Raw genomic sequence first — 24628 nt, 5'->3', positions numbered from 1 at the left:
GCTGCGAGGGCCTGCGAATCCAAGTGCCTTTCGGGGATGGGAGTGAGTGATCGGCTGGCCTAGGTGGCTATACTTCTTTAATCTCAAACCAAGGAAGGCAACAAGGAAGTCCCATGAAAAGCATTTCTGAGATCAACTCGCCACTGGGTTTTCGCGACTTTCCATTCGCATACCAAGAATATGCAACGGCAATGTTTGAGGCCTTCATGGACTCAGAAACCCTGGTGTTCTTGGACACGAATGTTCTAAGCGTTCCCTTTCGGATGCCTAGCGAGGCAAGACGGGGGCTATTTAAAATACTCGACAATGCAGTTGCGGAAAACCGTCTATTTGTTCCAGGCTGGGCCTGCAATGAGTATTACTTTAACGGCGTTCTGCATGCAAAGAATTCATCGCATCACGGATTTTCGTCAGATGCGACAAAGTCAATTGGCAACATTCCCTCAAGCAAGGTTGTTAAAGGATTCATTGCGCAGGCAGCATCATCGCATGAGATCGATGCGCTTGCGGCACAGCTCGGGGTCACCGCTGGCCACGCACTACAAGAGCTCGGCGCTTTGCTCGATAAGTGTCGAAACTTGATTGATGCGGTCGGAAAGGATCGGGATCCAGATGTGGTGCACCAAGAGCTTATGGATCACCTTCAGAGTCAATGCCTTCCACTTGATTTTGGCGACCACATTAGTCTTGTGGAGGAGCAGGCGGCGCGTCGCCGCTTGAACAGGATTCCTCCAGGACTTACTGATGAAGCAAAGGGAAGCGAGAAGCGTGGAGTCGCCGCGGGAAATGTCGATGGCGACCTGGCCATCTGGCTAGAGATCCTCGAGCGATCCCAAACGCTAAAACCGGTGAATTCGGGCGAGTTCAAGTGCACGATGGTGATCTGCGAAGAGAAAAAATCTGATTTTGTATATTCACCACTAAGGCGTAAAGTTGACGAGGGCGCAAAGGGAGCAAAGCAAAAGAGCATACCCAACAAAGATCCAAGCCTTACGCTGATTGACCCGAGGCTAGCCAGTGAATTTGAGGCGCGAGTTGGTCATCGCAACATTGCCTTTGTTCGACTGGAGCACATTGCGAGCGGCCTTTCCAGCTCAGAATCGCCTCGGATCGCGCTCGATTCGGACGTACGCAGCTTCATTCTCGCCTACCAACAGCAGGTGGCACAGTCCGATGCAAGTGTCTCGAGCGCGACGCAAGCCGAACCGACTTCGATCTCGGATGGCTCAGGCGACGTGCACGAGGAGGACCAAGGCGACGCGCATTCGCCACCGAGCGTCCCGCACGTGACGAGGCAGGGAGAGGTTGCCGCCGACGTGGTCATTCCCTCCGAGGCGATGAGAGACGAAAAAGTATTTGCCACCAACTCACTCATTGAGCCATACAAGAGTATCGTCGCTGACTTGTATAGTCATAATTGGTATGTTCAAAACCCTGCGATTCTTGATCTCATGAAGGCCGGAATGCCCGAGGCGCCCGGCGCAGCATTTATCGCAGGGCGAGCCGTCCTGCAAGCCGCTGACGGAAGCGCATGGCGTGCCGACAGGTTCCTGCTGGACTTCGACGAATGGGCGGTAGATGCATCCACCCAAGACCAAGCGTTCCTTGCCGGCGCAGCTTACGAATGTTGTTTTGACGGCAGAGGCGCGGAGAGGGTTAGCTTCAAAGTCGACTATCTTCCGCTTATCTTCGAATTCCTTTCTGCATCAAAGTGGTCGCCAGCGCGGCAATTTTTCCTATCGCAGATTATTCATGTCAGGGAAAGATTCTGGTGGCTTCCGGATCAGCCTCTTCCTGTCATTAGGATTGAAGTCGCGATTACCGAGATTGGTGACGTCGCCGTGGTGGAATCACTTACAGCAACTATTGACGACCAGCCGGCGCTCAGCTTACTGGAGGATAGAACGCCACCATCCCGAACCCGCATTATGTTTGACGAAGCAGGACTCAGGACCAAAATCAAGAAGCAGACCCTGGTTCCGCCCGGGGCCATTAGCTTCACGTACGCACCTAGAGAGCCACACGATTACATCTACCTGAAAGATGACAAGAAGATTGAATTTGGAACGCTTGTCGCTTCAAGGCGGCCCGGATCCCCTTGAAGTCCATGGACGCGAAATGATCTCGGAAGTGGCGATTGACTTCGGATGTGAGACGTCTCGATCTCAAGCAAGGGCGTTGCGGAAAACTGGTCGGAACAATTTAGATTGACATAGTCTTCGCGAGGGCAGGGTGCATGGACACGACGATGTGGGCAGGCGAAATGGGGTTGGCCGGAGCAATTGTCGGCGGGCTGGCGACTTTGATTGTCGGGCTTCTTGCTGTTTCGGCACAAAAGAGCAGGGATTTCGAAACCGACAGGGCAGTGGTTCACGCCACGCTGCAGGCAATAAGAGTCGAGGTCACTGAACTAACGGAAGTTCACATGGCATCTGCTGGAGGAATAATCGATGCCGCCTCCGTTGCTGCACCGATCGAGTTGCTCTATCCAGTCTCGGGTCATTACTTCACAGCATTTGAAGTCAATGCCGACAAAATCGGACGAATTGCAGACGGCGAGCTACGTAGCCAGATAATTAGAACATACGTGCACTTCAAGGCACGATTCGACACTGTGCGCCTGAATAGCCGCCTTTCCGAACACCTTGAGCACGCCACTGCTGTCCATCGCACATGTGTGTCAGAGGACGAATCCGTAGCTGCGAACGAGGCCATCCTGTGCTGGAAGCAGGCAGCAGCCTATGCGGCCCTACTGAAACAGGCCAATAGCAGAGCAACGCAGTCCGGGACGGAGCTGATTTCCCTGATCGATCAGCATCTTGAACAGAGCACTTCCAGCGCGCATCGCCCCCGCTAACCTATATGCGTGAGATGCTGGGTGTGTCGACAACGAATGGCGCTTGAGGTTGCCGTCAGTGCTTCCGAGATCTGCGCTTAAGGCACGCCGGGCCCGCTGACACCAGGGAATCCACTACGCCCGCGACTCATTGTAACGCTGCTGATGAGGCGCGGGCGCCAGGACTGACTTCAATCTTCCATATAGGCGCCATGTGGCGCGTCGCACCGCTGGCAGGGAGATGCTAGGCACCGAAGAGCTTGGTCGCCACTTAAGGATGGAGAAGCGCCGAGTCGAGCGGCTCAATTTCGTGCCTTTCCAGAAGCCGATTGAGTTCCCGCAAGACATCAGCGCGAAGTGCGTTCAACCGCGGTGCAATCGCAGGATCATGGAATACGATCCAATCGCCACCGCCAGCTCGCATATCTCCGCGAGCGGCGCACGAAGTAACATCTTCGCGAAGTCTTTGAAGGCCGGCCTCGATGATATCAATGCTGCGAACGTCCTCACGTGAGGCCATCGTTCTCGGCGGATGGCATGAGTCTACGAAATTGCTGTCGGCGTCACGCAAATAGCCGGTTGCAAGCAGGTGCTGTAGAACGGAGGTCGCTTCGATGATGCTGCCAATCTCATTCTCATTCTCCATCTTGGTTTTCATCAATGCACGATTGAAAGCCGACCTTAGCTTGGCCGCGATCGTTCGATCTCCACTCAAAAGGCCGTGCCGCTCTAGCACGGACTGATAGAACTGGAGCCCCACGAGAAGATTCCTATTCAACTTTTCCTCAAACCACTCCCAGAACCAAAGCACAACCTCGCACTTACCTTCACGTCTTCGATTCAAGTTGAATGCAGCCAGCTTTTCCTGCAGCGGCGCATCTTGCTGAGATGTCGTTGCAAGGACGAACAAATCTAGAGGAGTGCTAAGCGATTCGGTCAATGCTAGTGATTCAACTATGTCCTTCATCTTAACGACGCCTATGCAAGAGACGCTTCCATCAGCATTCGCTATTGACCGCCTCTTGCACTGAACCCCCACCCTAATTCTGCGTCGATTGCGATAGTCCCATCCAAGCACGTCGATACCATGCTGCGCCTGGCCTTCGCGACCTAGAATATAAGCGTGAGGGTCACCCCATTCGTCAGCACACAGAGCGCGCGTGATTCTTTCGAAATCCTGCCAGTTATCGGTCGGAGGAAATTGCATATTTACTTGCGGCATTCTTGCCTCTCCCGTTGAGCGTGACGGCCATTGTGACCTGATCACTTATTAGTGCTGCAATGAAAATGTGGGACAGAACTCAAGAGTCCTCCCGCGACCATCGCCGGCACTGCTCGTATACATCCCCATCCCACCAGGCATGAAATTCCATAGGCCGCGTAATGCGGTCCATCAGGGCGCGCGTCTTGGCCTTGTCGCCGGCTTGGCAAGCAAAATAGGCGAAGTTCTGCAGGTTCCAGTCAGACGGATACCGGGCCAGCACATCGTCAATGCCCTGGCTCATCAACGGCCAATCCACCTGCTTTTCAGTGAACGGGCTCCTGTAATAGCTGCCTGCCGTGGACCAGTAGATGCGCGCATAGAGGGCAGGGCGGTCGCGCTCCGGCACCGTCTCGAGCGCGCGCCGCGCCATCGACTCCACCGCATACGGGGTGCCACCCCATTTGGGCGAGAAGTACTGCGCGGCTACGAACGGAATCGTCAGGTTGCCAGGGTGCTTGGCCATGCCTTCATCCACCAGCGCCATCAGGTCGGTCGCTTCCCAGTTCAACCGCACGGCAGCGGACGATGCCAGCTCGTACCAGCCTGCGTCGCTCGCGCTCTGTTTCTTGTGCTCGGCCAGATAGTCGCTGGCCGCTTCGGTGTAGGCATGGAAGTGGGCGGAATCCTGAGCGCTGATCGAACTGGAATAGCCATAGCCGCGGTACGCCATGCCGCGCCCGAGCATTGTGGCGGCCATGGCCAGGTGGGACGTTGCAGAACGCGGGTGCTTCTTCACCCAGCGCGTGATCCGGTCGCGCATCGGGTCATCCTGACCCAGCGGAATCCGGTCGGCTTCGTACAGAGCCGACAGCGCTTCGTAGAAATGGGTCAATTTGAGCGTGCCGCTGGTGGTGGTTTCCCCGGTACGGCGGTACTTGTTGGCCAAGGCTTCCAGACCCGCGAAATCCTCCTTGGCCAGCAAAGCCTCAACCTGCAGTTGGATGCCATTGCGTTCGGCGTACTCAGGCGAGTCTATGGATGGCCCGGCCTGTGCGGTACCGACGGCAAAAGGCAGCGTGACCAAAGCGAAGGAAAGGCAGAGCAACAGTGATGCGGATGAGCGCATGGCGACAGTCCTGGTCTGAGGGCCGCTTTCAGTCCTGGGTGGCGGCTGGAACCCGAGGCGAGTCTAGCTGGAATTCGGGAGGTCTAGCGGTCGGTCAGAAGCTACATGCCATTGCGCATAATGTATATTATGTTACGCGGCAAACCCGCGTATCAGCCCTCCAGCCTCTCGATCCGCTCCACATAGATCACATCCTCCGAGCACCCGAAGCCTTCGATCTTCCGGTCCTTGATGTCGAACCACATGAACTCATCCAACTGCGGGCGGAACTGCATCGAGCCACTGATTGAAACGCGCTTGCCGCTCCAGCGCTGGCTGTTCCTCAGTACAACGGAAGGAAGCGCCAGGTCGAAGCACCTGCCGTCGTCCAATCTGACCAGCCCAAGCCCGTGGCCACCAGCGTAAACCTCCAGCTCACCGGCAACCTGGACCATGGCGTCGGCCGTAGCCGCGTCAGGTTCGGCAGCCACCACAATCCCCGCAGCCCAGGCTGCAGTGGTCAGGGCCAAGGCCAGTCGGCAGGTCAATCCTTTCAGGCAGCGCACGGTCCAACTCCGGGTCTGAACTTTGACGCTCCAGACTGTACTGCGGTCTACGCCTGAAGCTGAAATAGGGCGGAGCCTTTCGCTTTGCGACAGGATCCGCCCCATGGCGGGCAGGGGTTCCCTCCCCGGCCCACCCTGCCCCCTTGGTCAGTAGTCGTAGCTCACGCTGACCCGCAGCGATCGCGGTGCCTGTCGTACCGTCGCCGCGCCATACAGCGGGTCCGGCTGGCCGGGGTCCAGCTCCGAATACGGCGACTTCCACAGCGCCTTCTGGCTGTTGAAGACGTTGAAAACGTCCAGATTGAAGCCCAGCCGGCCATCTGCAGCGGCAGGACGGTAGGAAACGCCCAGATCCAGCTGCTTCAGCCACGGCAGGCGGCCCTGACTACCGGGAGGCGCCGGTTGCCCGTTGTAGAAGTGGTAGGCAATGCCGTAACCCGACGGATCTTCGAAGTTCGGCCCGTAGGAACCCAGCGCACTGAACGGCGTACCCGAAAGCGCCTTGATGTTCGCCGATACCAGCCATTCCGGCGTGATCTGGTAGTAACCGTGCAGCTTGACCTGGTGGGTGTGGTCGTTGCTCTGCGGGCCGTTGGTGTGCTCCATCAACTGCGCGTAATCCCAGGCCTGCGTGGTGGACACCGCCGTCTGGCCGATGCCGGACAGCAACTGGCCTTCGGTGGTGCCGTAGCTGCGCGACCAGGTGTAATCGGCACGGGCGTACCAGCGGCCGTCAAACGGGTGTTCCAGCGACAGGTTCACCGCGTAGTAGTTGCGCTTGAAGCGCGGGAAGCCCATTTCCGCGTTGCTCAGCGGCACGGATACGTAATTGCCGCCGGTATCGACCAGGTTGAAGGTGTTCGCCCGGCCCGGGTTGATCAGCCAGCAGCTGACCGGGTTGCTGTCCTTGGTCACGTTATAGCCCAGGCTGCTGGCCTTGCCCAGCACGGCGTCGATATCGCAGTAATCATCCACCCCGCTGCGCAGCACGCGGTATGTGGCCTTGGCGCCGTAGACCCAGTTCTGGCCCAGTGCCTTGCTGAAGCCCAGGATGAACTCGTCCTGGTAGGACGGCTCGATGCCCGAGGTGGCCACCGTCTTTGCATCCGGCAACAGGCCGTAGTTGTTGTTGGACGATACCGCGCCAGAGAACGCGGTCAGATCGGTCGGGTAGCCGTTGCTGTCGATGCCCCCGTACGTGTAGTACGTGGATGTTGCCAGGGTGGCGCCGGCGGCATTGAAGGCCGGGTTCAGTGGCAGTGCCAGGTAGTAGCGGCCCACGTTGCCGAATACCTTGAAGCGCCCGTCCCCGCCCACGTCCCAGCTGAAGCCCAGGCGCGGCGCCCACTGCCCGCTGGTCTGCTTGATGTAGGCGTCGCCATCTCGGTTGAAGTTGGTGAACTGATCCAGGCGCAGGCCCAGGTTCAACAGCAGGCGATCGGTCACCTGCCAGTTGTCTTCGATGTACTGCGCCCGCTGCGAGGCGCGCACCGACGCCAGTGCGCTGTAGATGTACTGGCGCACGTAATAGCCGTCTTCACCATTGCGGATGCCGCCGGTGGCCGGCACGCCCAGGCCCGTATTGATCGGCACGTTCGGGTTGGACTGGCCGTAGATCCAGTAATAGCCGTCGGCCGATGCCACCGAGCCACGATTCAGTGCGCGCGCGTTCTGGTTGTCGATACCCACGGTGATGCTGTGGTTGCCCCACACGTAGTTCGCGTCCAGCCGCAGGTTGTTGCTGCGATTGCCACGGTCCGGGTTCACCAGCAGCGACGTGGTCTGCGCATTGGTGATGGGCGTGCCGCCAGTAATGGCCGGGTTCTGCAGCGACGCGCTGTTGATGTAGGTCAAGCTGCCGTCGTAGGCGGGATTGCCGATGTAGTCATCGGTGTTCATTTCGCCGTACTGCGCGCTCACTGTCAGGCGGTCTGTCAGGTAGCCGGTGTACTTGGCCGTCCACAGGTCGCCACCGGTCTTGGTGGTGTCTTCCTTTCCGCGTTGCTCGCCCCGGCTCAGCGTCTGGTAGTCATAGGCAAAAATGTCGCCGCGGAACACGTTGCGGCTGGAGGCGCCGGTCAATTCCAGCAGGTGGTTGTCGGTGATGTTCCAGTCCAGCTTGGCGTACCAGCGCGGCCGGCTGTACTCGTACGTTGAGTAGGAATTGGTGGCCTCAACGTTCTTCACGTCGGTTCCCTCGCGGCGCTCCAGTTCGTAGGAACCGAAGAAGAACAGCCGGTCTTCGATCAGCGGGCCGCCAGCATAGACGCTCTGCGTGGTTACCCACTCGCGATCCTTGCTCTCGGGCGCGTACAGCGCGCCGTCGCCCGGGTAGCGCACATCGTCCTTGTCCGATCGCGCCGAGGCCGGCTCCCACGTCATCTGGCCGCCGAAGTGCCAGTCATTGGTGCCGCGCTTGCCAACGGCGTTGATCACCCCGCCATCGGAGCGGCCGTACTTGGCGCTGTAGCCGCCGGTGTAGATTTCCTGCTGGTCGATGCTGCCGTACGGCAGGGTCAGGCCGCCCAGGCCACGCAAGGGGTCTGTCGTGTTGAAGCCGTTGATGTAGTACGCGTTTTCTGCGGCCGACGAACCGCCAAAGCTCACCAGCTGTGCGCCGGTCGGGCCGGCATAGCTGCCGTTGCCGCTGTTGCCGATCACCCCCGGCGCAAGTTGGGCGATGGCCTCGGCCGAGCGCCCCAGCGGCAGCCGCTGCAACTGCTCTGCGGTGATGACGGTGCGCGAATCCACGCTGCTGACATCGATCGCCGCGGCGGCACGATCCGCGCTGACCTGCACGCCATCCAGCCGGGTGATGCCGGCGAAGGACACTTCCGTGCTGGCGCCCACGGTCAGCGCCACTTCCTGGCGGGATTCCAGCACCTTGCCCTCGGCATCGCGCGCTTCCACCGAATAGCGGCCCAGCGGCAGCTGGCTGATGCTGAAGCGGCCGCGCGCATCGACCGCCACCTCGCGGCTGAGGCCAGTGTCACTGCGAACGAAGATGCGCTGCGTGTAAGGCGGCGCCTGGCCGGCGATGGCACCGGTGGTGGACTGCGCATGCAGCGCGGGAGACGCGGTGGCAAGCGCCACCGCCAACGCCAGCAGACGCGGGCGCAGTGAAGAACGAGCTGTCGTCATCGTGTTTCGGTACGGGTAGTGGGGGAAGCGCTGCCCACGCGCCGCAATCGACGCGCCAGACATTGCACATTCATTAACCCCGCTCGCGCCCCAATGCAGAAATGCCCAGTGGTTATCTGCTATTGGCCGATGGCGATAGGCAGGGCTCTGCCCTCCCCTCGCATACGCACCCCGCTCCGCCGTGATGCGTCACGTTAATAGTGCCGGGCCCGACGTCCTGTCGGGCCCGACATTCACCCAAACGCTGTTACCAGCGCATGCGGAAGCCCAGCGTGCCGTTCACTGCATGCGAATCGCCGAAGTCTTCCAGTCCGGTCGATGCCTGCACTTCGCCGAACAGCGAGTAACGGCCCTGCGCCCAGTCACGTGCAGCGCCCACGCCCAGTCCACCCCAGAAGCGCGGGTTCTGCGTGGCCAGCGTGGTGGCGGCCACCTGCAGCGACGAACGTCCGCCCATGTCCTGGTACAGGTTCAACAGCGTGTACACACGGGTGGCTACCGCACCGTGGGTGCCGCTGCGGGTTCTGGCGTAGTCGAACGCCACGCCCAACCGTGCGCTGCTGCCATCCTGGCGGTGCTGCGAAACCCGCGCGCCGAAGGCATCGTCGAACGCATCGAAGCGCGAGCGCCCATGGCTCAGCTGCGCCTGCGGAATGATTGACCAGGCATCATCCAGCGCGATGCGCTGGCCCAGCTCAACGCTTGCGGCGTAGGTGTCGGCCTGGTTGCCACGTTCCATCAACCGCGCCAGCGTGGTGGACTGCAGATCGGTATCCAGTCGCGTCCAACGCACCTGGCCATCCACGTACACCCCGTTGCTGGCGTACCAGGTCAGGCTGCCGCCCAGTCCATAGCTGTCACCCTTCAAACGACCCTGACCGAACGCCGAATCCACATGCGCCTGATAGCGGCCGTACTGCAGCGTGGCGCCGGCCACCCAGCGTCCGTCGCCGTTTTCAGCAACGGTGCCATCCACGCCGGCTTCGGTGGTCCACTGGTTCAGATCGTAGCGGGTGCCGCTGGTCGAGTAATCCGGCTTGAACGTCTGGTCGCTGCCGTGCACGCGCAGCCAGGCGCCCTGCCCTTCGCCGGCGTCCATGCCACCCTGCCCCGCTGCGCCGCCCCATGGGCGATCGCCGGTGCGCTGGAACAGCGTGCCCAGCGTGGTGGCCCGGCGCAGCAGGCCGGCGTAAGCCTCGTACAGCGGCACACCGGGCTGATACAGCGGGCTGGTCGGCTCGGTCGGCTCGGTCGGATTCTGCGGGTCGGTGGGCGTGCTGCCCTCATTCAGTGCAGAACGCAGGTACCAGTCACCGTCGGTGCTGTCCGTGCTGCCCTGGTACAGGCGGTACGCGTAGGCGCCCGCCACCACGGCCTGGTCACCCTGGAACACGTAATCGCCCTGCAGCGCGAAGGTGCCGGACGAAGCGCCCTGCACATCGATCAGCTTGATGCCCTGCTGGGTCTGTGCGCCGTTGCCGCCGGCGTTGTTCACCCGCACGGTGGTGGTACCCGTCGCCTGCCCGTTCACCACCAGGCGATCGGTGCGCGAGCTGTCATCGCCCAGCACGGTGTTGAACACCAGCCTGCCGCCCTGCCCGCTGTAATCCCCTTGCACGGTCAGCGTGGTGCCCGCAATGCCAGCGAACGCAACCTGGCCGGCGTTGGCCAGCGTACCCACGGTCTGATTGAAGCCGGCAAGATCGAGGGTGGCGCCGTTCAAGACGCTGTAGCCACTGGATGCATTGAACACGGCGTCGGCGCCGGCGGCCAGCGTGCCGTCGCTCACCGTGGTGTCGCCGCTGTAGGCCGACGCGGCCTGCAGCAGCAGGGTGCCTGCGCCACGCTTGTCCAGGCTGCCGGTGCCGGAGATCGCGTTGGTCAGGGTCAATGTGGTGTCGGCAGCCACCGCAAAGCCGGCACTGCCGCCCAGGCCCACGCTGCGGTCGCTGCTGAAACTGGCGGTGGTGTGCAGCGTGCCGTCTTCCAGCGTCAGCATGCCGGACGCGGTGCCGAGGTTGGCATCGCGCGCCACCTGCAGCGTGCCGGCACGCACGGTGGTGCCGCCGGTGTAGGTGTTGTCACCGCCCAGTACCAGGGTGCCCAGATCATCCTTCACCAGCAGGCCACTGCCCTGCAGGCTGCTGTTGATGGTGGCCACGTAGGCCGCGCCCGGTGCGGTGCCATCACCCACGCGGATGCTGGATGCACCGCCGGCCAGCACGACGGCATCGCCCTGCAGCAGATAGCCGTCGCTCTGGAACTGCATGCCGCTGGCCGTCACCTGGCCCAGGCTGTTGTCCACCTGCACCACGCCGGCGTTGCCGCCGAACACCGCGAAACTGCCGTTGCTGTACGGCGCATTGAGCGCGCCGGTCGCTTCGGTCCAGTAATCGTTGTCGGCCAGGCGCCAGGTGCCGGCACCACCTTCGATGCCGCCATTGTTGGCGTGGCCTTCGCCGTCCCAGAAGCTGAGCGTCAGGCCATCGGTATTGACCAGGTTCACCTGGTTGGCAATCGATGTCTGCACGAACAGGTCACTGCCGGGCACGTTGCCCAGCGCCAGGCCGTTGTTGGTCAGGCTGCCGTCGTAGTTGAAGATGCGGTACACGCCGGCGCCGAAGCTGCCGCCGGCGCTGGCGGTCACATCCAGGGTGCCGTCCAGCAACAGGTCGCCATGCACCACGGTCAGGTCGTTCAGCGCGCCGCCCGGGGTGCCGGCCTGGCCCAGCTCGTACTGCAGGCGTGCGCCCGCGGCCAACTGCAGGTTGCCATTGATGGTCAGCGTGCCCGCCGAAGCGCCAGGGCTGAGGGTGCCGCCATCGGCAACCGAGACCGCACCGCCAATGATGCCCTGCCCGCCCAGCGTGCCGCCCGCCTGCACCCAGGTGGTGCCGGTGGCGGCGCTCTGGTCACCATTGATCAGCAAGGTGCCCGCAGACACCACGCTGTCACCGCTGTAGCGATTGCCGGCGCTCAGTTCGGTGGTGCCGTTGCCATGCTGCACGATGCCGCCGGCACCGCTGATCGCGCCGTCGAAGCGATAGCGGTCGCTGCGATCGAAGGCCAGCGTGGCGTTGTTCACCACATCGCCCAGGATCGAGCCAGTGGTGCCACCCTCGCCCAGCTGCAGTACGCCATCGCGCACTGTAGTGGTGCCCACGTAGGTGTTGTCGGCCGCCAGCACCAGGGTGCCCAGGTCGCTCTTGGTCACGTTGCTGGTGCCGGTCAGCACCGAGGCGATGGTGGCCTGCATGCTGCTGCTATCGGTGGTGCCATCGCCCACGCGCAGCACGCTGTCGGCGCTGGCCAACACGATGTCATCGCCCTGCACGCGGTAGCCGTCGCTGGCGAACTGCATCCCGCCGCTGCGCACCTGCCCCAGGCTGGCATCCACGGTCACCGTGCCGGCCGCAGCGGCAAACACCGCGAACGCGCTGTCCCGGTACGGGGCGTTGATGGAACCGTCGAGCACGGTCCAGTTGTCGTTGCCCGCGGTGGCCTGCCACAGCCCGTCACCGCCGGCCACGTTGCCATCGCCACGTGCGCCATTGCCGTCCCAGTAATTCACGTCCAGGCCGGCAGTGTTCACCAGGTTCACCTGGTGGTCGATGGAGGTCTGCAGGAAGTAATCGGGCGTGGGCACGCTACCGATCACCAGCCCGTTGTCGGTCAGACTGCCGGCGTAACCGACGATGCGGTAGATGCCCGGATCGAAACTGCCGCCGGAGCTGACGGAAACATCCAGCACGCCATCCAGCTGCAGGTCGCCTTCCACCTTCACCAGGTCGTTCAAGGGGCCGCCGACCACGTTGGCCTGGCCCAGGTTCACCGCCAGGGTGGTGGCATCGGCCATGGCCAGGTTGCCGGCCACGGTCAAGGTGCCGGGTGCAGTGCCCAGGTCGCCTGGGCTGAGCATGGCGCCGTCGTCCAGGCTGACATCACCGCCCAGTGTGCCCTTGCCGCCCAGCGTGGCACCGCCGGCCACGCTGGTGGCGCCGGTGGCAGCACGCTGGTCGCCGTTCACTACCAGGGTGCCGGCCGCCACGGTGGTGGTGCCGGCATAGCTGTTGTTGGCCGACAGCACCGTGGTGCCGCTGCCAACCTGCAGCAGCGAGCCGCTGCCGGTCACCTGCCCGGCAAACGCCAGGCTGTCGGCGCGGTTGAACAGCAAGGCGCCGTCGTTGCGCACATCGCCCAGCAACGAACCACTGCTGCCGCCGTCGCCCAGCTGCAGGGTTCCATCGGCAATATGGGTGCCGCCGCTGTAGGTCGCGTCAGCGGCCAGCACCAGTGCGCCGCCGCCGGTCTTGTTCAATGCACCGCTGCCACTCACGCTGCCCTGCAGGGTCAGGTCGGCATCGGCCTGCAGCGTGCTGCCCGCACCATTCAGTACAACATCGCGCACGGCAGTGAAGCTGGCCGTGGCCTGCAGCACGGCATCACCCAGCGACAGTGCGCCATTGGCGTTGCCCAGATTGTCGTCGGCACTGACCACCAGGCGCCCGGCATCTACCACGGTGCCGCCCAGGTAGCTGTTGTTGCCGGCCAGGGTCAGGGTGCCGCTGCCGGTCTTGGTCAGCCCGCCGGCGCCGCTGATGCTGCCGGCCAACAGCAGGTCGGCCAGCGTTTCGAACGTGCCGCCCTGCTGGGCAAGGGTAACCGCGCGGTTGCTGTTGGTCGTGCCCGTGTTGCGCAGCGTGCCGCCTTCGAACGCCAGCGCACCCGCAGCCTGGCCGAGGTTGGCGTCAGTGCCGATCTGCAGCACGCCGTCGCGCACCGTGGTGCCGCCGCTGTAAGTGTTGACGCCGGCCAGCACCAGCGTGCCGCGATCATCCTTCAGCAGGCCGCCCGCACCGGCCAGCACCACGTCCAACGTGGCCGTCATTGCGCTGCCGGCAGCTGTGCCATCGCCCACGCGCAGGGTGTTCTGGCCTGCGGCAAGCTGCACCGCATCGCCCTGCACGCGGTAACCGTCCACGGCGAACTGCATGCCCGAACTGACTACGTTGCCCAGCGTGTTGTCCACGCTGACCGTGCCGGCCGCGCCGGCGAAGATGGCGAAATCGGCATCGGTATAGGCCGCATTGTACTGGCCGGTCTGGTCGGTCCAGTTGTCATTGCCGGCCGAGTTCTGCCACAGCCCATCGCCGCCATCGATACCCGCGTTGCCGTGACCGGACGCACCATCCCAGAAGTTCAGGGTCAGGCCGCTGGAGCTGAGCAGGTTCACCTGCCCGGCCATGGCGGTCTGCACCTGGTAGCTGCCCACAGGCGTACTGCCCAGGCTCAGCCCGGAACCGGAGAGCGCACCGTCGTAGCTGATCACCCGGTAGAGACCGGGGCCGAAGCTGCCGCCGGGCGTGGTGGACACGTTCAAGGTGCCGTCCAGGGCCAGATCGCCATGCACCACGGTCAGGTCGTTCAGCGCGCCGCCCACCACGTTCGCCTGGCCGAACTGATAGTTCAGCGCCGCGCCTGCGGCCAACGCCAGGTTGCCATTGACGGTGAGCGTACCGGCCGCACCGGTTGCGCCGGGGCTGAGCGTGCCGCCACTGGCCACGCTGACATTGCCGCCCAGCGTGCCGGTGCCGCCCAGCACCGCGCCACTCTGCACGGTGGCCTGGCCGCTGGCCGCGCTCTGGTTGCCGTTCACCAGCAGGGTGCCGTTCTGCACCGTGGTGGCGCCGGTGTAACTGTTGGCGCCGGTCAGCACGGTGGTGCCGCTGCCACGCTGCAGCAACCCGCCGCTGCCGGACACCAGCCCGGCGAAGGTGTAGGCATCGCTGCGGTTGAATGCGAACGTGCCATCGTTGCTGACATCGCCCAGCAGGCTGCCACTGGCGCCGCCATCGCCCAGCTGCAGGGTGCCCGCGCTGATGCGGGTACCGCCGGTGTAGGTGTTGGCCGCGGTGAGCGCGGTAGTGCCCATGCCCTGCTGCACCACGTTGCCAGCGCCGGAAATCGTGCTGCCCAGTACCAGGCCGTCGGCGCGCGCGAAGGCCAACGTGCCGCCGGCCACGATGATGCTGTTGCTGGCCACGCTGCCGGTGGTGCCACCTGCGCCGATCTGCAGGATGCCGTCGTTGATGACGGTGTTGCCGGTGTAGGTGTTGTTGCCGGTCAGTGCCCAGGTGCCGCCATCGTTCTTGGCAACGGTGGTGATGCCACCGGCGCCGTTGATGATGCTGCCGCCCATGATATTCAGACCGGTGTTGCTGCCGCCCAGACCCAGGGTGCGGCTGCCACTGCCGGCATAGGCCGCCGAGCCGGTATTGCTGAAGACGATGGCGCCGGTGCCCGACGATTCGATCACGCTGCTGCCGGTGGACAGGGTGAACAGGCGGTCTGTGCTGTCGCCGGTGCCGGTGTAGCGCAGCGTGGCGCCACTGCCGATCACCAGGTTGGCCGCAGCACTGGACGACTGTCCGATACTGCTGGCCTGGCCGCCGTCGGCCAGCCGGTCCACGCCCAACACACCGCCGCTGATGGCGGTGACGCCGGTATAGGTGCTGGCCTGGTTGCGCAGGATCCAGGTGCCGGTGCCGGTCTTGCTGAGCGCGGTGCGGTCGCTGCCATTGTCGGCAATCTGCAGCGCCAGGCTGTTGTCGGCACTGCTGGTGCCGGTCAGGGTGACGCGCTGGGCGGAACTGGCGCCGCTGAAGGCCAGTGCGCCGGTGTTGGTGAAGTGCACCGCGCCGGTACCCGAGGCATCCAGGGCACTGTTGGTGCCCGAGACCAGCGACAACAGGCGGTCGGTGCTGTTGCCCGCGCCGACGTAGGTCAGGGTGCCCCCATTGAGGACCAGATTGCTGGCCGCAGTGGACGATGCACCGATGGAGCTGGCTTGCCCGCCGTCAGCCAGCACCGCCACCTGCAACTGACCGCCAGAGACGGTGGTGGTACCCGTATAGGTGCTGGCCGAACCCGCCAGGTACTGGATGCCGCTTCCCGCCTTGACCAGACTGCCACTGCCACTGATGGCCCCGCCAAACGTGGACGACCCCGTGTAAAGGGTGCCATTGGTGACGGTCAGCACGCCGCTGCCCAGCGCGATGTCACCGCCGGTGGTGCCGCCGCCCGACAGGTAGCTGGCATTGGCGTCATGGCCATCCAGGATCACGCTTCCGCCGGCCACGTTGTCCAGCGACAGGTAACCCGTGCCGAACGCATTGTTGGCGCCGGCCTGCACGCTGCCACCGCGCACATAGGTGCCGCCGGTGTAGGTATTGGTATTGCCAAGCACCAGCGTGCCTGCGCCTTGCTTCTGCAACTGGCCTGCGCCCTGCACCACGCCGCCAAAGCCAAGGGTGGTGTTGGCATCGTTGATGATGATGCCGCCGTTGCCGGTGAGCTGGATGCCGCGGTCGGTGGTCGCGTTGCTGCCGGTGTAGATCAGCGAGCCACTGATCAGGGTCAGGTTGGCCGATGCGGCGCCGGACGCGCCGATGCCACTGTTCTGGCCTCCGTCGGCAAGGCAGTCGGTGCTGATGCTGGCGCTGCTGATGGTCGTGCCGCCGGTGTAGCTGCTGCCGCAACCGTTCAGCGTCTGCGTGCCGCCGCTGACCTGCATGCCGCCGCTGCCGCTGATGGCGCCGGTGAACACCGCACCCGTGCTCAGCTGCAGCGTGCCGCTGCCCAGGGTGACCGTGCCGGCACCCTGCAGGCCGCCCACCCATACGTTGTATCCATCCAGATCCAGCGTGGCGCCTGCGTTTACGGTCGCGCGCCCGGCGCCACTACCACTGGCGGTGCCGCCGAACGCGCGCGTGCTGCCTGCGCGCAGCGTGCCGGCGTTGACCGTGCTGCCGCCGGTGTAGGTGTTGGTGCCGCTCAGTACCAGAGTGCCTGCGCCGTCCTTGCTGAGCGTGCCGGCGCCAACCACGCTGCCGCTGTCGGTCAGCGTGGTGGCGGCCTGGGTGACATCCACCCGGCCGACGCCAGAGGCCAGGGTGAAGCCGCGGTCGGTGCTGCTGCTGGCGCCGGTGTACTGCAGGCCGCCGCTGTTCTGCAGCAGCAGTTGGCTGGCATCGGCTGAGCCTGCGCCCAGGCCGCTGGCGCTGCCGCCGTTGCCCAGCGCGGCCACCGACAGCAGTCCAGCACTGACCGTGACCGGGCCCACGAAGTCGTTCGTTGCATTGCCCAGCACCAGGGTGCCGGTGCCGGTCTTGTTGAAGCCGGCATCATCCGGACTGGTCACCACGCCGTCGAAGGCCAGTTCGGCACTGCCATCGACCTGGATCGTGCGCGATGGGCCACCGTTGACCAGGGTGAAGCCGCGATCGGAACGGACGCTGCCACCGGTATAGCGCAGCGTGCCGTTCTCGATCATCAGGTTGGACGCTGCATTGCTGGACGCGCCGATGGCACTGGCCACGCCACCGCTGGCGATGCTGCCCACCTGCAGGGTGCCGCCACTGACCGTGGTGGCGCCGGTGTAGGTATTGGCGCCGGCCAGCACCACGCTGCCGCTGCCCGATCCGCCGGCGGTGAACGCGGTGGCGCCGCCATTGTCGACAATGGTCGAGGCCACGGTGAAGGTGCCCGCGCTGTTCTGCAGCACGCCCAGCGGGCTGCCGCTGGCGCCGCCAGTCAGCGCACCGCCCTGCAGGGTCTGGCTGGCGCTGCCCGCAGTGGGCGAGATGATGATGCTGCCGTCCACCCCCAGCGTGTTGCCGGCCCCGACATTCACCGTCGACGCCGCGGCGGCCGCGACCTTCAGGCCACCCAAGGCCACGTTGCCGGTGAGCGTGCCGAAGTACGCGCTGTTGGCCGCGCCGCCCTCATCGCTGACGATGTCGCCGTCCAGCCACTGGCTGGCGTCGTCCTTGTTGGCGTAGCTGGTGAAGGCGCTGATGACGCCGCCGCTGACCTGCGCGTAATCGGTGCCGTTCACCGTGGCCCAGCCGCCCAGCGCGCCATCGGCGTGGGTGGTGGCCAGCGTGCTGCCGGCATTGAACGCGAAATCGACCAAACCGCCGCTGCGGTTGATCGCACCCAGTTGGGTGGTCAGGGTGCCGCCCGTGCCCGCATTGGCGGCGATGCGGTTGCTGCCGGCGGTGATGTACAGGCCATTGAATGCCTGCGCGTTGCTGCCGGTGCCGCCCTTGATCGAGAGCGTGCCGCCGCCCAGCGTGAGTGCGGAGGCGGCATTGATGATGTTGCTGGCCGGTGCCCCGGCTGCGGCGAAGTCCAGCGCCAGCGTGCCGCCGCCCAGGGTGGTGGCGCCGGTGTAGGTATTGCTGCCGCTGAGGGTCTGCGTGCTCGCCCCCAGCTTGGTCAGGCCGCCGCTGCCGCCGATGCTGCCGGCATAGGCCGTGCTGCCGCTGGTGGCATTGACGGTGAGCGTGCCGCTGCCCAGGGCGACGTTGCCGCCACTGCCGGCCAGCGACGGCGCGGTGATGTCCAGGTTGTCCAGGTCCAGCGTGCCGCCATTGACCACCAGGCCCTTGGACAGGCCAAATGCGCTGCTGCTGCCCGCCACCAGCGTACCGGCCTGCACCGTGGTGGTGCCGGCGTAGCTGTTGTTCCCCTGCAGCACCCAACGGCCGGCGCCGTTCATCAGCAGGTTGCCGGTGCCAGTCAGCGGGCCAGCCAGCATATTGCTGCCGCTGTAGCTGCCGCCCAAGGTCAGCGTGTCCACGCCGCCGGCAATGAAATTGACCGTGCCATTCAGTACCAGTGCGCCACTGCCATCGTTGGCCAGGGTCGTGGTGCCATCAGAGGTGAAGGCGCGGTTGCTGCTGGTCGCGCCGCCGGTGTAGCGCACGGCGCCGTTCACCAGGTTGATGCCACCGGCGGTGCCGGTGCCGAAGCTGCTGGCCGTGCCGATATCGTTCAGTACCGGTGCGAACACGCTGATGGTGGTGACCGTGGACGGGCCGCTGTAAGTGTTGGCTCCGCCCAGCGTGATGCTGCGCCCCGCCCCGCCGGTGAACGCGACCGTGCGGTCCGAGGCACTGCTGACCACGCCCAGCACGTCCATGTCGGCGGAAACGGCCTGGAAGCTGTGGCCCAGGTTCCAGCTGTTGACCAGTTCCACGTTGCCACTGAGTGAGAGCGTGCCGGTGCCGATGTTACGCAGCGCGGTGCCTCCACTGCTGGTGTTGGCGAAGCGCCAGTCGCGGTTGGAACTGCTGCCCGTACCTGCGTAGTTCAGGGTGCCGCCAAGGCCGCCGCCGGCCTGCACCACGATCAACCCATCCGCCGCCGTGGTCGGCGCGCCCACGGCGCTGGCCTCGCCCAGGTTGCCAACCGAGGTGATGGCGTAGGTGCCACCGGAATAGAACGTGGTCTGTCCGTTGTAGTCACTGGCTGCGTTGCCCATCGTCACGCCACTGCCGATGTTCACCCGGCCATCGCCGGTGAAGCGCGCGTAGCCCACGCCATTGCCGGTCAGGGTGACGACGCCGCCGCTCAGCGTCACGTTGCGGGTAGCCGCCAGCTGACCGCCACTGGCGGCCAATCCGGTTCCCGCAGCCAGCGTGATGCCGTTGCTGGCCGCACCCAGCGCGGCATCGCTGGTCACTGCCAGCGAGCCGCCATTGACGGTGATGCCGCCACTGAACGTATTGGCGCCATTCAAGGCCAGCGCGCCGGCCGCAGTCTTGGTCAGGCCCGCAGTGCCGGCCAGTACGGAGTTGATGGTGGCCGCGCCGGCGATGGTGGGCGTGGCGCCCGCCAGGGTGAGCGTGCTGCCGTTGAGGGTATAGCCGCCAACGTTGAAGGTAAGGGCATTGGCAGTGATCGGCGCACCTAGGGTGATCGTGCCAGCGGTGCCGGCGAAGAAGGCGCGATCCAGGCTTGCGTTGTTCCAGTTGACGAACGGACCGGCGACACCGTCGGCGGCGGAGTTCCAGTAGCTGGTGCTGGTGTCCCACGTGCCAGTGCCACCACTACCGGCGGAGCCGCCGTTGACGTCCCAATAGCGATCGGCGGCCTGTGCCCCCGAGGCGGCCGTCAGTGCCAGCGCTGCCAGCAACGCCGCACGCAACGGTGTGCCGCTGGCCGCGTACAGCCCGCCGCGCGCGTCTACGCTGCGCCCGGCGCGCCCGCGCCCCTTGCCAGCGCGGGCGGTCAACTCGGAAACAACCACCCAGCTATGGGAGGCACACGACCAGACCAGACGAAAAACACGATTCATAGAGACTTCCCATGCAGACGGAAACAGATCGGGAGCGCACGCGGCGCCGTGCGGCGTGAAGCTGCACGGCGTCGGCGCAGAAAAAGAGGGGTCAGTGCAGGTGCAGGCGCGATGCGCGCCATCGCCTTGCCCACGTGTGCTGGCACAGCGGGAGGTTCAACCGATGGTTTCGACTGAAAACCTTTACAACACAGCCCGCAACGGTGACACGCATTTCCATTCCCCAAGGCCTTTCGCCAGACGCACATTCGGCGCCGTACGCTCCCCCGCGTCCGGCATGCACAGCGCTGCGAATCATAGGGCGCGTTTGCTGCGCCACAGCGTGCGGAAGGTCATGGCTGAAAAGCGAACGCAACGCACAGTCTTTTTCTGGCGCTTCAGATAGAGCGCTGCGCGACGTGACCGCCATGACGCGCGCGCCCTGAAATAGGAATAATCGTAAAACTCGAACGGATTCGATGTTTGCACCGATCACAGCGCCAGAATGTGCGCCACGCCCCACTGGCGCCGATCACCCTAAGCGCATGAACGGATTCCCTGCACCGCGCCGCTTACGCTTGGCTCTGCTGGATGACCATGATGTCGTCCGCCGAGGAACCGCATTGCACCTGGGCACCGATTTCCGTTTCCAGATCGTGGCCAGCCACTCGAGCAGCGAAGGCTTTGTCCGCACCCTGCAGCAGAACCGGGTGGACGTGGGCATTGTTGACATCACCCTGGCGCCCGGCGACCTCAGCGGCGTCGCCCTGGTGGAACATCTGCGCGAACGTGCTCCGCACACGCCCTTGCTGGCCTTTGCCGGGCAGGCTTCGGCGGCGGCGATCAGCCACCTGCTGGCGGCCGGCATCAGCGGCTACGTCGGCAAAGCAGAGCCCCTGACCGAACTGGCCGAAGCGGTGGTGCGGGTGTCGCAGGGGTTGTATCGCATTCCTGCGGCGTGCAGAAAGCTGCCGGGACATGACCAGCTGAGCCGGAACGAGCGCGAGGTCCTGCGCCTGCTGCTTGCGGGCATGACTGTGTCAGAGATTGCGCAATGCCGACATCGCAGCGTAAAGACGGTCAGCACGCAGAAGGTGGCAGCGCTGCGCAAGCTCGGACTGCGCAACGATGCTGAGATCTACGCTCTACGCCGCGAACTGGAGGCACTATGAGCCGAAGACGGATCATCTGGCTGTGCCTTACGGTCGTGACGGCGCTCAGCCTGTTGCCGCGTTCCCGGGCGGACGATGCGCAGCGGGATGCCTGGTCGAGGGCAGACCCGGTGCGGGTTGCCACCTACCCCACCCTGCGCCCCATGCCGGATGCACCGGGCAGCCGCCGGGGGCTGCCGACCATCGCACATGGGTACGCCGAACTGGTGGCGCGCCACGCCGGGCTGAGGTTCATCGATAGGCCCTTCCCCAGCCTGCAGCAGGCGTTGGCGGCGGTCTGCACGGGCGATGCCGACGTGATCCTGGTCCAGGGCGGCGCTGACGACCACCATCCACCGTGCGCGATGCAGGCCAGCTACCGCGGCTTCCCCGGTGCGGGCACGGCGCTGGCGGGGCCGCGCACGAAACGCCTGCCGCGCGATGTCGATGGGCTGCCCACGGTGGCGCTGGCCGCAGTGGAAGGGGGCGCCTATCCCGGATGGCTTGCGCAGTACGCTGGCCCCGTCCAGGTGCTGCCGGTGCCCAATGTCTATGCGGCACTGGCCGCTGTCGAAGCCGGCGCAGCCGACGCCGCCATCGGCATGGATGCCTCGTTGCGCCCCATTGTCCGCCGCCATTTCAGTGGCAGCCTGAAAATGCAGGCGATCCGCTCCGGCTTTCCGGATCAGTTGCACCTGCTGGCGCGCAACGACGATCGGCCATTGCTTGCCAAGATCGAGCAGGCCCTGGACAGCATCAGCTTGGAGGAGCACGCGGGGCTCGCCCAGCGCTGGGCGGTGCAGACACTGCCGTCCTCGCTGGCCGACGCACTGGAGCAGATCGGGGCACGCGCCGCGCCGTGGCTGTTGCCGTTTGCGTTCCTGGCGCTGGCAGCGATGGTTCTGCGTCGTCACGTGTGGAGGCTCTGGCGCGGCCGCTCCCGCTCACACGCCTACGTGGTCGGCATGATCAGCCACGAGGTGCGCAATTCCGCGCAGCTGGTGCTGTCTTCGCTGGACCTGCTGCGCCAGCTCAACCTTCCGGGTACGGCGCGCGAGCTGGTCGCCTCGGCCAATCGCGCCAGCCTGGATCTGCGCACCCGGCTCACCCGCACGCTCGACTTTTCGCGACTCGCAACAGGCCATTTCACCCCAACTGCCGCGCCCTGCAACGTGGTTGCGGTGTGCGAAGAGGCACTGCAGGCGATCGATCATGCGGCCCGCAGCAAAGGGCTGCGCCTGCAGCTGCACGTTGATCCCGCACCGTTGCCGGGATTGCTGTTGGACCCGCACTGCCTGCGGCAGCTGTTGGACAACCTGCTTGGCAACGCCCTGAAGTTCACCGACGCGGGTGGGATCGATGTGCGCGTAACGCTGGAAGGCGGCACGCGACCCGAGCATCTGCTGCTGCACGTGATCGACAGCGGCATTGGCATTGCACCGACGCAGATGAAGGTCCTGTTCCAGCCGTTCCAACCCGGCGATGAAGGCCGGGCCCGCGGCGGCAGCGGGCTTGGACTGTCGATCTGCAGGGAACTGGCGCGCTCGATGGGGGGCGAACTGGGCGTGCACAGCGTACACGGCCGCGGCAGCCGCTTCAGCCTGCGCCTGCCCGCCACCGCGGTTGCGCTGCCGCCCGGGCCCGGCACACCCTGCGCAGCTGCACCCGTTGAGCCCGTCCTGGCGGGCGTGGACATCCTGCTGGTGGAGGATCACGCGATGGCGCGGCGTGCGCTGGCGGCACAATTGCGGCAGCGCGGCGCCACGGTCCACGAAGCATCCAGCGCAGATGCGGCGCTGCTGCACCAGCGCGCTTTTCCGCACGCGGTGGTGTTGCTGGACATCGAGCTCGGCCAGAGCAGCGGCTACCGGCTGGCGCCCCAGCTGCGCACCGCCGCGGGGCCGCAAGGCGCGGACCTGCGGATCATCGCGCTGTCGGCACATGCTGGCCCGGCGCACCAGCGCCGCTGCCGTCGCGCCGGATTCGATGCGGTACTGGGCAAGCCCCTGCGCATGGACGCACTGCTGCAGGCGCTGGGCCACAGCGCAAGCGAGGCCGGCGGAACATTGCAGCTGCAGGCGGGGTGGCAGGAGGCGCTGCAGCAGGACCTGCGGCACGAATATGAAGCGGTGGATCAGGCGCTCGGTGAGCGCGATGCGACAGCGCTGGCTCACCATGCCCATCGCATGCACGGCGTGCTGCAGATGCAGGGTCGGCTAGTATTGGCAGAAGCAGCAGCCGACCTGGCAACCCTGGCGCGCGCTGGCGTGCCTGATTGGCACGCTGCGCGGCAACTTGCCGCGCAGCTGCAGGCCGGACACGACCCCGGCACTTCCGGAGCCGTGCAGGCGCCTTGACTCAGGCCGCGCTGCGCGCGATCTGGCGACGGGTCAGGTCGTTGAAGCGGCCCAGCGACATCAGGTGCTGGTGGATCAGTGCCAGCCAGCCGCTGCGGTGCCATTCGACCACGGTCGCGTCCGGCAGCGCGATGAACTTTTCAACGTCCACCACGAAGAAGCCGTTGAGGTTGAACTCGCGGCCATCGGGCAGGCGCACGTTGGCATTGCGCTCCACCAGCAGGTTGTTGTCCACCAGCGCCTTGGAGAAGGCCTGGGTCTGCTCGTGCTCGCGGGTGAACTGACCGCAGAATTCCAGCGCCTGCTGCACCAGCTCGGTGGCCTTGCCATCGGCGAACAGCGGCTGGCCTTCTTCGCCACCGCGGGCGATGCGGGCGCTGTCTTCGTCGATACCCAGCAGGAAGTCGTTGCCTTCGCCGGTGTCGATGAAGATGAAGGGGTGGCGGCGCAGGTAGGCCGGGATGTAGGTCTCATCGGCCCACAGCCCATCGGTGATGAACAGGTTGTCGTTGGTGATGCCCACCGCCGCCATCGGCACCGCGGTTGGGCCAGCGAACAGGATCGGGAAGTGGTGCAGCGCCAGCGAGAATTCGCCCAGCACCAGCGGGATGGAGTTGCTGCTGGCAGCAAATTCGAGCTTGCCCGGCAGGATCCGCACATCGGCATGCTTGTCGGCCTGCAGCGGCACCGGACGGGTGTAGAACAGGGGCGCGCTGCTCGGTGCAGCTTCGGTGGTGGTGTCGCTGGTAGTGGTCATCGTAAAACCATGTCGATCATGCGCGCCTGCCATCCCGGGCGCGCCAGCGGGAACAACCTGAACCCCGCATTATCAACAAGCTGGGTGGCCACGGCCACCCCGACCACGAATTATTTCAACTGCAGCGGGTAGCGCTGCCACAGAACGTGCACCAGGAAACCGGCCAGTTCGGTGTCACGGGCGCTGACGGCCGCGCGGATCTTGTCCAGCAGCACCATGTCGCTGCACGAACGCACGTCGGCGTGGTTGGCCTGCCCTGCCCTGCGTGCGCGGTAGCGCGCCGCCCGCTGTGCATCGCTCATGGCGTACCCGAACTTGGGCGGCCGACCGCGTTTGCGCGGCAAGGTCAACTCCAGGGTTCCGGGGTCATTGTCATCACGCATGGCGGG

At 64.8% G+C, this 24628-nt stretch carries 11 protein-coding genes; 4 read left to right on the top strand and 7 right to left on the bottom strand.

Translation table 11 applies throughout. The features are described from left to right. Positions 1–113 precede the first annotated feature (113 nt). Both C1922_RS20395 and C1922_RS10100 read left to right on the top strand, forming a co-directional pair. Complete coding sequence (locus C1922_RS20395) at positions 114–2102, top strand: PIN-like domain-containing protein (RefSeq protein ID WP_159091930.1); 1989 nt, start codon at positions 114–116, stop codon at positions 2100–2102. A gap of 134 nt (positions 2103–2236) precedes the next feature. Further along, positions 2237–2857 (top strand): hypothetical protein, encoded by a 621-nt coding sequence (locus C1922_RS10100; protein WP_108749624.1) that lies wholly within the window; start codon positions 2237–2239, stop codon positions 2855–2857. 250 nt (positions 2858–3107) lie between these two features. Here the strand turns inward: C1922_RS10100 and C1922_RS20390 are convergent, their stop codons facing one another. From C1922_RS20390 to C1922_RS10075, 5 genes are all read right to left on the bottom strand, one after another. Further along, the gene (locus C1922_RS20390; RefSeq protein WP_159091928.1) at positions 3108–3803 is read right to left on the bottom strand and encodes a hypothetical protein; all 696 of its coding nucleotides are present in this window, start codon (positions 3801–3803) and stop codon (positions 3108–3110) included. A gap of 334 nt (positions 3804–4137) precedes the next feature. Next, entirely contained in the window at positions 4138–5166 is a 1029-nt protein-coding gene (locus C1922_RS10090; RefSeq protein ID WP_108749622.1) for a DUF4034 domain-containing protein, read from the bottom strand. A 152-nt stretch (positions 5167–5318) separates the two neighbouring features. Beyond that, the gene (locus C1922_RS10085) at positions 5319–5711 is read right to left on the bottom strand and encodes a hypothetical protein (protein WP_159091927.1); all 393 of its coding nucleotides are present in this window, start codon (positions 5709–5711) and stop codon (positions 5319–5321) included. 147 nt (positions 5712–5858) lie between these two features. Beyond that, entirely contained in the window at positions 5859–8852 is a 2994-nt protein-coding gene (locus C1922_RS10080) for a TonB-dependent receptor (RefSeq protein WP_108751554.1), read from the bottom strand. A 247-nt stretch (positions 8853–9099) separates the two neighbouring features. Continuing rightward, on the bottom strand, positions 9100–19995 hold the full coding sequence (locus C1922_RS10075) for an autotransporter-associated beta strand repeat-containing protein (RefSeq protein ID WP_108749620.1): 10896 nt from the start codon (positions 19993–19995) through the stop codon (positions 9100–9102). 458 nt (positions 19996–20453) lie between these two features. Here C1922_RS10075 and C1922_RS10070 point away from each other — a divergent pair, with 458 nt between their 5' ends. After that, positions 20454–21146, top strand: a complete 693-nt coding sequence (locus C1922_RS10070) for a response regulator transcription factor (protein ID WP_325051581.1) — start codon at positions 20454–20456, stop codon at positions 21144–21146. Between the two features lie 206 nt (positions 21147–21352). After that, positions 21353–23482, top strand: a complete 2130-nt coding sequence (locus C1922_RS10065; RefSeq protein WP_234413495.1) for an ATP-binding protein — start codon at positions 21353–21355, stop codon at positions 23480–23482. A 1-nt stretch (position 23483) separates the two neighbouring features. Here C1922_RS10065 and C1922_RS10060 read toward each other — a convergent pair whose 3' ends face one another. Beyond that, positions 23484–24239: a SapC family protein gene (locus C1922_RS10060; protein WP_108749617.1), complete on the bottom strand. Its 756-nt coding sequence runs from the start codon at positions 24237–24239 to the stop codon at positions 23484–23486. A 110-nt stretch (positions 24240–24349) separates the two neighbouring features. Further along, positions 24350–24622: a hypothetical protein gene (locus C1922_RS10055; RefSeq protein ID WP_079221882.1), complete on the bottom strand. Its 273-nt coding sequence runs from the start codon at positions 24620–24622 to the stop codon at positions 24350–24352. Between the last annotated feature and the right edge of the window lie 6 nt (positions 24623–24628).

This window comes from Stenotrophomonas sp. ZAC14D2_NAIMI4_7, assembly GCF_003086675.1.
Taxonomy (GTDB): domain Bacteria; phylum Pseudomonadota; class Gammaproteobacteria; order Xanthomonadales; family Xanthomonadaceae; genus Stenotrophomonas.
This window is presented reverse-complemented; position numbering and strand designations above follow the sequence as displayed.

Coding starts and splice junctions, on each gene's coding strand:
- C1922_RS10090 (WP_108749622.1), bottom strand. CDS start 5,166: ATGCGCTCATCCGCATCACTGTTGCTCTGCCTTTCCTTCGCTTTGGTC.
- C1922_RS10075 (WP_108749620.1), bottom strand. CDS start 19,995: ATGAATCGTGTTTTTCGTCTGGTCTGGTCGTGTGCCTCCCATAGCTGG.
- C1922_RS10100 (WP_108749624.1), top strand. CDS start 2,237: ATGGACACGACGATGTGGGCAGGCGAAATGGGGTTGGCCGGAGCAATT.
- C1922_RS10080 (WP_108751554.1), bottom strand. CDS start 8,852: ATGACGACAGCTCGTTCTTCACTGCGCCCGCGTCTGCTGGCGTTGGCG.
- C1922_RS10055 (WP_079221882.1), bottom strand. CDS start 24,622: ATGCGTGATGACAATGACCCCGGAACCCTGGAGTTGACCTTGCCGCGC.
- C1922_RS20395 (WP_159091930.1), top strand. CDS start 114: ATGAAAAGCATTTCTGAGATCAACTCGCCACTGGGTTTTCGCGACTTT.
- C1922_RS10060 (WP_108749617.1), bottom strand. CDS start 24,239: ATGACCACTACCAGCGACACCACCACCGAAGCTGCACCGAGCAGCGCG.
- C1922_RS20390 (WP_159091928.1), bottom strand. CDS start 3,803: ATGAAGGACATAGTTGAATCACTAGCATTGACCGAATCGCTTAGCACT.
- C1922_RS10070 (WP_325051581.1), top strand. CDS start 20,454: ATGTTTGCACCGATCACAGCGCCAGAATGTGCGCCACGCCCCACTGGC.